The following is a 12,486-nucleotide window of genomic DNA, read 5'->3' on the forward strand; positions in this document are numbered from 1 at the left end:
CATTCTGGTATAATGCTTCTATGAAAAAAGCTGCACAGCAGAAGGAGGACTTTTATGGCCCGCATGACCATCAGGGACATTGCCCGGCTGGCCGGGGTCTCCGTCACCACCGTTTCCCGGGCGCTGAACAATGCGCCGGAGATCAACTCCCAGACCCGGGAGCGCGTGCTCCAGGTGTGCCGGGAACAGGGCTACCGCTCCAACCTGCTGGCTCGGAGCCTAGTCTCCAGCCGGACCCGTGTGCTGGGCGTCATTCTGCCGGAGCTCTCCGGCCCTTTTCACGCCTCCATCGTGCTGCACCTGGAGCGCTACGCCCAGGAACAGGACTACCAGATCATGTTGTGCTGCGGCCGGGTAGGGGGCAGCGAAACCGCCGCCCTGTTCGACTTTCTGGTAAGTCACCGGGTGGACGGCATTCTGCTGGTCAGTGCCAGCAGCGCCGCGCCCGATCTGCTGCGGCGCCACGCACGGGGGACGCCCTCCGTGCTGCTGGGGGATGTGTCCCCGACCGCTACGCTCCAGCGGATCAACGCTGTCAGCACCGACAACTATGTAGGCGGCGCCATGGCGGCCGGATACCTCTCCCGGCTGGGGCACCGGCGGGTGCTGTATCTGGGCCCCCGGCGGGACAGCGTCACCCATGTGCTCCGGCACCAGGGCTTTCTCACCATCGCCAGGGAGCGGGGCATGGAGGTGGAGACCGTCTTCAACCCCGGCGCCGTCTCCTCCGCCCCCAACGGCTACCGGCTGGCCAGGCAGGTGTTCGCCCGCCCCTTCCCGCAGACGGCGGTCTTCGCTCCCTCTGACGCCATGGCCCTGGGTGTCCTCCAGGCGGCAGACGAGCTGGGACTGGACATTCCCGGCCGGATCTCCCTGCTGGGCTATGACGATATCGAATACGCCTCCCTGCCGAAAATCCGCCTCAGCACTCTGGCCCAGCCCACCGGGGCCCTGGCAGAGAGCGCTGTGCGGCTGCTGCTGGAGCTGATCGACTCCGGCGGGCCGGGGGAGGTCACCCACAAGCTGATCGCCCCCCGGCTGGTAGAGCGCAACACCTGCTGCTCTCCGCAGCAGAGGACTGCGGTCTAGCGGCCCGGGCATCCGAACAAAACAAGCCCCCGGCTTTTCAGCCGGGGGCTCGCTTATACTGCTCAGGGAAGATAGTTCAGCGGGTTGCGGGCCACGCCGTTGTAACGGACCTCGAAGTGGCAGTGATTGCCGGTGGAGTTGCCGGTGGAGCCCACCCGTGCGATCTGCTGGCCCTTGTAGACGTGGTCGCCCACGGAGACCGTCAGGCTGCTGTTGTGACCGTACCGGGTCACATAGCCGTTACCGTGGTTGATCTCCACCAGGTAGCCGTAGCCGCCCATCCAGCCGGAGTAGGTGACTGTGCCGCCGTCCGCCGCGTAGACCGGCGTGCCGTACGGCCCGGCAATATCGATGCCCTGATGGTTGGTGGAGCCAATGCCGCCGGGAGAGGACCGTCCGCCGAAGCGGGAGGTGATCCGGCCACTGATGGGCCACCGGAACGTGCCGGTGGGCAGCCAGGTGGGCCGCTCCTTCGTGCCCTGGAGCCGCTGCTCCGTCACGGGCTCCTTCAGGGTGACAGAGGAGAGGATCGTCCGCTCCGTCTCCACACCGTTGACATAGGTGACGTTGGCCACCACGTCGGCGGCGCCGTACTCACCGGGGGAAGTCACCTGATAGTCGCCCTTGTACAGATAGGCAGAGTCCGTATACTCCACATCATACATGACGTCTTCCACGTAGTATTCCCGCTGCTTCACTGTCACTGTAAGATAGGGGACGGCCTCCGACAGCGTCAGCACCTCGCCGATCTGGATCTTGTCGATGTTGTAGCCGGGGTTCAGCGCCAGCAGTTCCTTGGAGGTCATTCCGTGATCCTCCGCGATCTCGGACCAGGTGTCACCCGCCTTCACGGTGTACGTGGTCTCAGCGGTCTTCGTGCTGTACAGCAGCTCCGCCAGATACCCCAGGTTCATCACCTTTTCCGTGGGCACGTACTCCTGCTTGATCTCCACATCCTCCGCAAATTCGCAGGAGATGGTGTTCTCGTCCGCGGTGCTGCTCTGGAGCTGGCTCAGCAGCTCCTCCAGTGCGCCCTCATAGGGGGTCGCGCCCACCAGCTCACCGTCCACATACAGACTGTACGCCTGGGTGACCAGACCGATCTGCTGGGACAGGTCCTCCTCCAGCGTCGTCTCGTCTACCACGTCCTGCCGCAGCAGCAGGCCGGAGGAATACTGCAGCAGGGAGTCGTCGATGGTGTAGCTCTCCCCCAGCGTCCGGGCGGTGACCGCCTCCAGGTCCGACGCGGCCTCCTCCGCTGCGGATTGGGAGCCCACAGCGGCAATCACCTCGCCGTCGTACAAAACCGTCGTCCCGAAGGTGTAGACGGAGAAGAACAACCCGATGGCAGCAGCCACGCAGCCGCCGCACAGCAGCATCGCTGGATGCAGGCGCCAGCGGTGCCCCAGCTTGGCCCGCAGGGCAGAGACCCGCTCACGCCGCTGCTTCCGGCTGGCGCGGATCCGTTCGCCCAGCAGCCCCCCAGAGTGGGCAGCATTCCCCAGGCCAGCAGAAGCAACTGCACAGGAAGCCGCTCAGACTCCGGGAACCGCTTTGCCTTTTTCTCCCGTACCAGACGCCGCCAGTGGCGGCGGGTATTCTTGGCCTTTTCCGCCAGCGCCTGGCAGCCGGTCACCACAGGGCTGATCTCCCCCTCCGTGTCCTGCCAGGACTGCACAGCCTGCCGCAGCCTCCGGCGCCGGGGCTCTGTCCGTCGGGACGGACCAGCGGGCTCCTCTCCCCACTCGGGGATCAAGGGCTTCACCGCCGTCGGTGCGGATACGGGCTCCGGCTGCACCTCCGGGGGCGTGGGCGGACACTTCCTCTCCCGCTCCGCCTGTCCAGCAGCCAGACGCTTGCCGCCGCGGCGGGACTGCCGGGCGGCATGATCGCTTTTCTGAATATGTTCGCTCATATCGTCTCCGTAAAATCCAGCGAAATAGTTACAATTTGTTACCGTTTGTAATCATACGCCATTTCCCGCTTCCAGTCAAGTCTAAAATTGTTAAAAAAGTTCTTCAATTTCTTGTGTTTCCATCAATTTCCGCACCACAGCATCTGGTAGGGTCCCACACTTTTGCCAGAAGCGCCCTCCCGCCGGACACAAATTTTTGTGATGATATTTTGATTTTCCAATTGACCCCGACGGCGAGTTGTGTATAATGAGAATAGTCTAAATACGTTCCCAAATCTGTACGTTTTTGGAGGAAATCAGAGATGTTTGAATTTTTGATCAAAAAGCTGAAGGCCCATCCCCGGAAGATTGTCTTCACTGAGGGCACGGATCCCCGCATTCTGGAGGCGTCCGCCCGCTTGCTGTCCGGTACCTTCCTGACCCCTGTGCTGGTGGGCAATCTCGACGAGATCCAGGCCGCTGCCGAGGAAGCCGGCTTCAACATCCGGGGCGCTGAGATCATTGATCCCGAGGCCTTCCCCGACATGGAGAAGATGGTCTCCACCCTGGTGGAGCTGCGCAAGGGCAAGATGAGTGAGGAGGAGTGCCGCAAGCTCCTCAAGCAGGCCAACTACTTCGGCACCATGCTGGTGAAGATGGGCTATGCCGACGCTCTGCTGGGCGGCGCCACCTATTCCACCGCCGACACGGTCCGTCCCGCCCTGCAGATCATCAAGACCAAGCCCGGCAACAAGATCGTGTCCTCCTGCTTCATTCTGGTCCGTCCCTCTGCCACCGGCGACCGCGAGGTTCTGGCCATGGGCGACTGCGCCATCAACATCAAGCCCACCGAGGATGAGCTGGTGGAGATCGGCCTGGAGACCGCCACCACCGCCAAGGTCTTCGGCATCGATCCCAAGGTGGCTTACCTCAGCTATTCCACCCTGGGTTCCGGCAAGGGCGAGGATGTGGACAAGATGCGCAATGCCTGCAGCAGACTCAAGGCCCTGGCCCCCGATCTGGATGTGGACGGCGAGCTGCAGTTCGACGCCGCCGTCTCTCCCCGCGTGGCCCGCACCAAGTGCCCTGACTCCAAGGTGGCCGGCCATGCCAACACCTTCATCTTCCCGGACATCAACGCCGGCAATATCGGCTACAAGATCGCCCAGCGTCTGGGTTCCTTTGAGGCTTACGGCCCCATCCTGCAGGGTCTGAACGCCCCCATCAACGATCTGTCCCGGGGCTGCAACGCCCAGGAGGTCTACTCCATGGCCATCATCACTGCCGGCCTGTGCGAGGACTGATTGCCGTACATCCCATTTTCCATACAGCAGACAGCGGCGGACGCTTTCGCGGTCCGCCGCTGTTTTTTTGTTCATTGCAACCGGCGGTTGCGGAATCGCCAAGGGACCTTGATGGACAATCCCGCCGCCCTCTGCTATGATGGTCGCAGAATTGAAGCGGGAGGCGAGACCATGACCTTGGGAGAACGGCTGATTCAGCTGCGGGCAAAAGCAGGGCTCAGTCAGGATACCCTGGCGGAGCAGCTGGGAGTATCCCGGCAGTCTGTCAGCAAGTGGGAAAACGACGCCAGCGTACCGGATTTGGAGAAGTTGGTGAAACTGAGTGGAGTGTTCGGCGTATCTCTGGATGAACTGGTGAAGGGAGAGGTCCCGGATTCGGCGGCCCCCGCCGTAAAGGCCGGCGTGACGGCAGAGGAACTTCGGCTCCACCGGCAGAGGCTGGTGGGGATCGCGTTTTTTCTTTCCGCCGTGGTGCTCTATTCCTATGCGCTAACCGGGCCAATCGCGGTGTGGCCGCTACTCATGTGCGGAACCGCCTGTTTGTTCCGCAGGAAGTTTTTAGCCATCATCTGCAGCTGGGGTGTATGGCTGGCGCTTTTTTCGATTTTTGGCCCCAGTTTGATGTGGCTTCCTTCCGGCAACTCTGTCACCTGGATGGCCGCCTTCTGGCTGACCATTGCGTTGTTGTTCCTGACGGTTCAAACCATTCGCCGTCCCCCGCCCGTCCCTGTTTGCTGGCTGCTTCTGGTCGCCTTTGCGCTCCAATATGCCGGTACCCGCAGCATTTGGACGTCCATCCATCGTCCGGGTCTGCTCCAGTTCTTTCTGCTTCGTCCTGGTGGAAAGTTCCTGATACTGTATTGGTTGGTGATGCTTCTTCTGGTGTCCGTCCATACCATACGAGAATTCGTTGTTTCCCACCGGCATTCCACCGGGAATCTATCCAAATCGTAAATTTTTTTGCAATAATTCCTTTTCGTATTAAAAACAAAGCCGCCCTGTCGGGCGGCTTTGCGCTTTGCTTTCGCTGCTTACTTCAGGTTGAAGAACGCCTTCATGCCAGGATACTGCGCCACGTCGCCCAGCTCCTCCTCGATGCGGAGCAGCTGGTTGTACTTAGCCACCCGGTCGGTGCGGCTGGGGGCGCCGGTCTTGATCTGGCCCGCGTTGACGGCCACGGCGATGTCGGCGATGGTGGCGTCCTCGGTCTCGCCGGAGCGGTGGGACACGATGGCGGTGTAGCCGGCCCGGTTGGCCATCTGGATGGCGTCCAGGGTCTCGGTCAGGGTGCCGATCTGGTTGACCTTGATAAGGATGGCGTTGCCCACCTGCTTCTCAATGCCGGTGGCCAGACGCTCCACGTTGGTGACGAACAGGTCGTCGCCCACCAGCTGGACCCGATCGCCGATGGCCTTGGTCAGCATGGCCCAGCCCTCCCAGTCGGTCTCGGCCATGCCGTCCTCCAGGGAGATGATGGGATAGTTGTCGGCAAACTTCTTCCACATGTTCACCAGCTGCTGCTGGGTCAGCTTCTTGCCGGACTTGGGCTGGACATAGCACTTCTGCTCCTCGTCCCACCACTCGGAGGAGGCGGCGTCGATGGCGATCTTGAAGTCCTCGCCGGGCTTGTAGCCCGCGGCCTCGATGGCCTGGACAATGACCTTCAGGGCGTCCTCATCCTTCTTCAGATTGGGGGCGTAGCCGCCCTCGTCGCCCACACCGGCAGCGGGAGTGCCGTTCTCCTTCAGCACAGCCTTCAGGGCGTGAAACACTTCGGCACAGCGGCGCAGGGCCTCCCGGAAGGAGGGGGCGGAGACAGGCATAATCATGAACTCCTGGATCTCCACATTGTTGGTGGCGTGGGCGCCGCCGTTGAGGATGTTCATCATAGGCACGGGCAGCTGCTTGGCGTTGACGCCGCCGATATAGCTGTACAGGCTGGCGCCCAGGCTCTCGGCCGCCGCCTTGGCGCAGGCCAGGGACGCGCCCAGGATGGCGTTGGCACCCAGGCGAGACTTGTTGGGGGTGCCGTCCAGGTCGATCAGGGCCTTGTCGATGGAGGTCTGATCCAGGACATTCATGCCGATCAGGCACTCGGCGATCTCGGTGTTGACGTTCTCCACAGCCTTTTCCACGCCCTTGCCGTTGTAGCGGCCCTTGTCGCCGTCCCGCAGCTCGCAGGCCTCATAGATACCGGTGGAAGCGCCGGAGGGCACGGCGGCGCGGCCCATGGTGCCGTCCTCCAAATAGACCTCCACTTCCACAGTGGGGTTGCCCCGGCTGTCTAGGATCTCCCGGCCCAGGACGTCGACAATCTCAATGATCTGCTTCATAGAACTCGTACTCCTTTATTAAAATTATAAGACAGAATCATGCGGGCGCGTTCCTCCCAAGGGAGGGCCCACCAGGGATTTCCGGTGCTATTATATCGGTAATCGTTTACTCTGTCAAGCAAACCGGATATTTCCAGTGAAAAAAGTGCGCACTCCTGTCACAGAAGGACGGCGCTGCTGAGAATCTCAAAGGCCTCCTGACAGGGCAGGCGCTTTTTCTCCATGGGCGGCAGGCTGTCGTCAAACCGGCGGGCTTCCGCTTCGTCAAACACAAACGCCGGGCTCTGGCGGTATATCCAGCTTTTTCCCGCCAGGGTGCCGGGCTCCAGTTCCTTCACCAGCATCGCGGCGGGATACGTCCCGTCCTCCAGATGGACCCGGTGCTTTTTGCAGCTTTGGAAGCCGCGGCCCACGTAGTTGTTGGGATCGCCGAAGATCACAATAGCCTCGTACCCCATGGCGGACGCCCGCCGGAAGGACTCCTCCATCAGCAGCCTGCCATAGCCCCGGCGCTGCAGTCCCGGTCGGATACAGACTGGTCCAAAGGTCAGGATGCCCTTCTCCTTCCCTGCCTCGTCCACCAGTGTGCTCTTCGTGTACATGATATTGCCGACCACACGGCCGTCCAGCTCCAGCACCAGGTCCAACTCCGGCAGAAAATCCGGGTGGGGCCGGATGGCGTGGGCCAGGTAGTGCTCCGTGCATCCTGGCGTGTAGAGGTTGTAAAACGCCTGCCGGATGATGTCCTCCACCTGCTGGTAATCGCTCACCCGCTCCGGGCGGATCGTGATGTTCTTCTCCATATCGGTTCCTCCCTGCATGAATTGGCGCCCTGCGGGCGCAGTCTGCACAGCTTGTCCTGCTCTCTATTATATGTCTCTTTCGGCTGCACGCAATGGTGGGCAGTGATTTTTTTCGTCCGGAGTGAAAGCTGGCGCGAAAAAGCGCCTCCCGCAAAAGCGGGAGGCGCCGAATCGAAAACTCACAGGAGGTTCATCAGGTTGAAGCTCAGGATCAGGCCGGAGAACACGATGGACACCGTGGAGCACAGCTTGATGAGGATATTCAGGGACGGGCCGGAGGTGTCCTTGAAGGGGTCGCCCACCGTATCGCCCACGACGGCGGCCTTGTGGCACTCGGAGCCCTTGCCGCCGTGGTGGCCGCCCTCAATATACTTCTTGGCGTTGTCCCAGGCACCGCCGGCGTTGGACATGAACACCGCCATGGCAAAGCCGGTGACGGACACGCCGCCCAGCAGGCCCACCACGCCGGTGGGGCCCAGCACCAGGCCGGTAGCCAGAGGCACGATGATGGCCAGCAGGGCCGGCACCACCATCTCATGCAGGGCGCCCTTGGTGCACAGGGACACGCAGGAGGCATAGTCCGGGTCTGCCTTGTACTCCATGATGCCCGCGATCTCCTTGAACTGGCGGCGGACCTCCACCACGATGGACTGGGCCGCCTTCTGCACCGCGCTCATGGTGAAGGCGGAGAAGACGAAGGTCAGCATGGCGCCGATGAACATGCCCACCAGCACCGTGGGGCTGGTCAGGGTGAAGTTCAGCATCTCCTCCGTGTTCTCCTGGACGATGTTCACGTAGCTGACCAGCAGGGCCAGGGCTGTCAGGGAGGCGGAGCCGATGGCGAAGCCCTTGCCGGTGGCGGCGGTGGTGTTGCCCAGAGAGTCCAGTGCGTCGGTCCGCTCCCGGACGCTCTCCGGCAGGCCGCTCATCTCCGCGATGCCGCCGGCGTTATCTGCCACGGGGCCGTAGGCGTCCGTAGCCAGGGTGATGCCCAGGGTGGACAGCATACCCACGCCGGCGATGCCGATGCCGTACAGGCCCTGGTTGAAGGCCGCAGTAAAGGCGCCGGCCTCATCCACGATCTCCATGCTGCCGCCGGCGGCGAAGTAGCTGACCAGCACCGCAGCCGCCACGATCAGGATGGAGGTCAGAGTGGACTTCAGACCCAGGGAGATGCCGCCGATGATGATGGTGGCGGAGCCGGTCTCGGAGGCGGCCGCCAGCTCCTGAGTGGGCTTATAGGTATCAGAGGTGTAATACTCGGTGAAGTAGCCGATGGCGCAGCCGCCGATCAGACCGCAGAGGATGGCCACATAAACGCCCATGTGCCCATCCAGAATGAAATAGGTCAGGGGCGCCGCCAGGATGGCGGAGAGAACAGCGGCGGTGTAAGTGCCGGTCCGCAGGCTCTTCAGCAGGGACTGCTGGGTGGCGTTCTCCTTAGTCTTCACCAGGAAGGAGCCGATGATGGAGCAGATGATGCCGCACACGGCCAGGGCCACGGGCAGCAGCAGGCCGCCCCAGCCGTAGCCGCCCACAGCGCCCAAGGCGAAGGTTGCCAGGATAGAGCCCACATAGCTCTCATACAGGTCCGCGCCCATGCCGGCCACATCGCCCACGTTGTCGCCCACATTGTCGGCGATGGTGGCGGGGTTCCGGGGATCGTCCTCGGGGATTCCGGCCTCAACTTTGCCCACCAGGTCGGCGCCCACGTCGGCGGCCTTGGTGTAGATGCCGCCGCCCACACGGGCGAACAGAGCCATGAAGGAGGCGCCCATGCCGTTCATCACCATGATATTGCCCAGGGACACCGGATCATTGATGCCGAAGGCATAGCGCAGCAGGAAAAACCAGATCGTGATGTCCAGCATTCCCAGGCCCACCACGGTGAAGCCCATGACGGAACCGGAGGAGAACGCCACCCGCAGGCCCTTGTTCAGGCTCTCGGAGGCCGCCTGGGCCGTCCGGGCATTGGAGTTTGTGGCGATCTTCATGCCGATGAAGCCCGCCAGCATGGACCAGATGCCGCCGGTGAGGAACGCGAAGGGGGTGAACTGCGAGAGCATCTTCCCGCCGGAACCGAAAGCAATAATCAGCAGGAGGATGAACACCACCAGAAACACCTTGAACACTGTGGTGTACTGGTGCTTCAGATAGGCGTTTGCGCCCTCACGGATGGAGGCGGCGATCTTCCGCATCTTCTCGTTCCCCTCCGAGAAGGACATCACGCGGCTGCGCTGCAGCCACGCGAAGAGCAGTGCGATAGCCGCCCCGACAAATCCGATCCAGAAAAGGTCTTCCATGTTTCTCCGCTCCTTTGCAGTTGTATTTGTATACGGTACGTATATTTTAACATAGCCCGGAAATTTTTCAAGAAAATATTAGGTAATTTTGCGTGCAGACAGCTACGTTTTCGCGTTTTCCACAAAGTTCCTGTTTTTTGGCTCCCACTTTTCATTCATTTGGGCAGATTGCCTCTTTACAGGACGCCTGACCTGAAATCCGGCGAATTTTTTTGTGAAAAATGCCCTCAAACCGCAGTCTGAGGGCCGTATACAGCAATATGGTTCTGATTTTGAGCTGCAACCCATCCAGCTCTGCTCAATAGATCAAGTGGAAATCGGTGAAGACCCAGCGGTCTTCCAGAAATTCATAGGGGAATGCATAGGACTCCACCCCTGTCACGGTAGAGCCGCCGTCTGCCAGCAGATCCACCTCTACTATGACAGAGTATCCCGCCTGGCCGTACGGCTTGATCTGGATGTCCGCCTGACCCTTGGACTCGTCCCGCTCCCGGCTGGTAGGCAGAACATACAGGGCCCCGTCCACATCCTGATACAGGGGATGGGCTCCGCCGGAGGCCAGCAGCGCATCCACCAGCTCCTCTGAAAACAGGCCCCGCAGATAGGCCCGCAGGTCTGCCAGATTTTCCATGCCCGGGTACTCCACCGGATAGTAAAGCCAGCCGTCTATGGTCTGCGTCTTCTCTCCGCAGGGCAGCGTCTCCAGGCTGAACCAGCCGTACGCCTCCTCCGCCCGGAAATAGGCCGCCTGGATCTCCTCGTCCGTCAGGGGACGGGCCTGACCCTCCAGCCTGACGGCGGACAGACCGCCCTCCGCATCCGGTGCAGAGGCCTCCGCAAAAACGGAAGGCGCTTCTCCCGCCGCCCCCTCGTCCGCGGCGGGCCCGCCGCACCCGGCCAGCGCCCACAGCGCCAGTGCCAGAAACAGCACGCTCCACCTCTTCATAGCTTCCTCTCTCCTTCTCCCAAACGGGCCGCCGGCACCGCAGGGCCCACAGCCGTAAGGCTCTCCTCTCTGGTATCAGCGTATCACAGTTTTCAGAAAAATGCCATTCATTTTTTACTTTTTTCCGTTTTTTCGACAGTTTTTTGAAAAAGCCGCAAAAATGCCGCCCGGAACATTCCAGGCGGCAGAGGAGATCGGTCTCCCCGGGGAACTGCATATCGTCAGCGGAGCGAACCACATCCGCGGAAACTGTCAAGCGCCGGGCCGAAAAAAGAAAAATCCACGCCTCCGGCGTGGCTCTCCATCGGATTCCGTTCTCACCGCTCGCTGTGCTTCCAGCCGGCGTCCGTAAAGATCAGGTCGTCCACATCGTCGAGATCCCGCCAATTCCAATTCATCATACTGCTCCCTCCTTTCTCTCTGAGGATTACAGAATTCAGTATAGCAGGGTGGGCAGCCGTCTGCAAGGGCAGGAATATACAGTTTACATAAAATTTTTGCAAAGTTTTTGTGCAGGATTCTTCTCCCAGTAGGCCGAAACCATACGGAAGCCACCCGCCATTTCCGTCTTCTTTGTGTATTTTTCCACTCGTCATATCCATACTATTTATGGTATAATAGCCGCGAAGCGGCTATTATACTGGCCGGGCATCTGCTCCGCGCCTGCGGAGGCGCCTTTTTGCAGCGCCCGCGCTTCCTACATTCGGATTTGCTTTTTCCACGTCTCGGACGTGCTGCGTTCCGCGGCGGAGGAGGCCGCGTTCACCATGCCCAAGCATCCCAAGCGCCGCACCCGGCGGAACCTGGCCGTGCTGGCCCTGTCCGCCCTGTGCCTGACCGGATTTCTCTACTGGGACAACACCGCTCTGCAGGTGACCCGGTTTGACCCTGTCTTTTCCGATCTGCCCGCCGGTTTTGATGGCTGCCGGATCGTGGTCCTCAGCGACCTCCACGGCGCCTCGTTCGGTGCGCACAACGCGGACCTGCTGGCGGCTGTGGCCGCGGAGCAGCCGGAGTACATCTTTTTTCTGGGGGATCTGGAGGACAAGTACCGGGGGCCGGCGGACGGCTACCCGGCGGAGACCGCCCGGGGACTTTCTGCCATTGCCCCCACCTACTACGTCACCGGCAACCACGAGTGGGCCGTGGGCGGAGTGCCGGCGCTGAAGGAAATCCTCACCGCCAACGGCGTCACGGTGTTGTCCAACCAATTCGTGCCCCTGGAGCGGAACGGGGACACCATTGTCCTGGCGGGCATCGACGATCCCAACGGCTACGCCGACCAGAAGACGCCGGAGGAACTGGCCGCCGAGGTCTACGCCGCCTGCGGCGACCCCTTCTGGATCCTGCTGGCCCACCGGAACAACCGGTTTGCGCGCCAGTACAGCCTGCTGGGGGCGGATCTGGTGTGCTCCGGCCATGCCCACGGCGGCATCGTCCGCCTGCCCGGGACGGACGGGCTGTTCTCCCATGACCTGGACCTGTTTCCCTCCTATACCGCCGGGCTGTATGAAGAAAACGGCTCCGTGCTGTTCGTCACCCGGGGCCTGGGGAATTCCGGGCCCTCCTTCCGGGTGTTCAACCGCCCGGAAATCGCTGTGCTGACGCTGCGCCGGGCGGAGGGCTAGTCCCGGCGGCAGGCTTCCGAGCGCCGCAGGCCCAGGGCAAGGCCCTGGCAAAAGCAGAACAGCCCATAGCCCCGGACCGGGTCCTCCCGCAGATACTCCGGCCACTGGCCCGGGTCCGGAGCCGGGCCCCAGGCGAGGAAGAGTTCTTCCATGATATCAGGTATTTCCTGCATGATAAATCCCCTT

The 12,486-nt window shown here is 61.7% G+C and carries 11 protein-coding genes; 4 read left to right on the forward strand and 7 right to left on the reverse strand.

The genetic code is table 11. The annotated features are described in order from the left end of the window. Window positions 1–54 precede the first annotated feature (54 nt). On the forward strand, window positions 55–1,089 hold the full coding sequence (locus EIO64_RS09910) for a LacI family DNA-binding transcriptional regulator (protein ID WP_136891279.1): 1,035 nt from the start codon (window positions 55–57) through the stop codon (window positions 1,087–1,089). Between the two features lie 62 nt (window positions 1,090–1,151). Here EIO64_RS09910 and EIO64_RS09915 read toward each other — a convergent pair whose 3' ends face one another. After that, window positions 1,152–2,468, reverse strand: a complete 1,317-nt coding sequence (locus EIO64_RS09915; protein WP_249390644.1) for a peptidoglycan DD-metalloendopeptidase family protein — start codon at window positions 2,466–2,468, stop codon at window positions 1,152–1,154. Beyond that, complete coding sequence (locus tag EIO64_RS09920; RefSeq protein WP_249390645.1) at window positions 2,375–3,004, reverse strand: hypothetical protein; 630 nt, start codon at window positions 3,002–3,004, stop codon at window positions 2,375–2,377. The genes EIO64_RS09915 and EIO64_RS09920 overlap by 94 nt, the downstream gene beginning before the upstream one ends. A gap of 302 nt (window positions 3,005–3,306) precedes the next feature. On the opposite strand from EIO64_RS09920, the gene pta reads away from it, so the two are divergent. Together pta and EIO64_RS09930 are read left to right on the forward strand one after the other, a co-directional pair. Beyond that, window positions 3,307–4,287: a phosphate acetyltransferase gene (gene pta / locus EIO64_RS09925; RefSeq protein ID WP_025544830.1), complete on the forward strand. Its 981-nt coding sequence runs from the start codon at window positions 3,307–3,309 to the stop codon at window positions 4,285–4,287. A gap of 111 nt (window positions 4,288–4,398) precedes the next feature. Continuing rightward, window positions 4,399–5,241, forward strand: coding sequence for a helix-turn-helix domain-containing protein (locus EIO64_RS09930; protein WP_249390646.1), 843 nt, complete (start codon window positions 4,399–4,401; stop codon window positions 5,239–5,241). A 77-nt stretch (window positions 5,242–5,318) separates the two neighbouring features. Here EIO64_RS09930 and eno read toward each other — a convergent pair whose 3' ends face one another. The 4 genes from eno to EIO64_RS09950 all read right to left on the reverse strand — a co-directional run bounded on the left by eno (window position 5,319) and on the right by EIO64_RS09950 (window position 10,672). After that, a complete protein-coding gene (gene eno / locus EIO64_RS09935) occupies window positions 5,319–6,620 on the reverse strand; it encodes a phosphopyruvate hydratase (RefSeq protein ID WP_021750793.1) in 1,302 nt (433 codons plus the stop codon). Window positions 6,621–6,778: 158 nt separating this feature from the next. Further along, a complete protein-coding gene (locus EIO64_RS09940; RefSeq protein WP_036627997.1) occupies window positions 6,779–7,423 on the reverse strand; it encodes a GNAT family N-acetyltransferase in 645 nt (214 codons plus the stop codon). A gap of 179 nt (window positions 7,424–7,602) precedes the next feature. Then, window positions 7,603–9,726 carry a sodium-translocating pyrophosphatase gene (locus EIO64_RS09945; protein ID WP_021750796.1) on the reverse strand — a complete coding sequence of 708 codons (2,124 nt, stop codon included), beginning with the start codon at window positions 9,724–9,726 and terminating at the stop codon, window positions 7,603–7,605. A 298-nt stretch (window positions 9,727–10,024) separates the two neighbouring features. After that, entirely contained in the window at window positions 10,025–10,672 is a 648-nt protein-coding gene (locus tag EIO64_RS09950) for a hypothetical protein (RefSeq protein ID WP_021751727.1), read from the reverse strand. Between the two features lie 767 nt (window positions 10,673–11,439). Here EIO64_RS09950 and EIO64_RS09955 point away from each other — a divergent pair. Further along, complete coding sequence (locus EIO64_RS09955) at window positions 11,440–12,300, forward strand: metallophosphoesterase (protein ID WP_136891281.1); 861 nt, start codon at window positions 11,440–11,442, stop codon at window positions 12,298–12,300. Here EIO64_RS09955 and EIO64_RS09960 read toward each other — a convergent pair. After that, window positions 12,297–12,452 (reverse strand): hypothetical protein, encoded by a 156-nt coding sequence (locus tag EIO64_RS09960; protein ID WP_155979409.1) that lies wholly within the window; start codon window positions 12,450–12,452, stop codon window positions 12,297–12,299. The genes EIO64_RS09955 and EIO64_RS09960 overlap by 4 nt on opposite strands. Window positions 12,453–12,486 lie beyond the last annotated feature (34 nt).

It is taken from the genome of Dysosmobacter welbionis (assembly GCF_005121165.3).
GTDB lineage: Bacteria > Bacillota > Clostridia > Oscillospirales > Oscillospiraceae > Oscillibacter > Oscillibacter welbionis.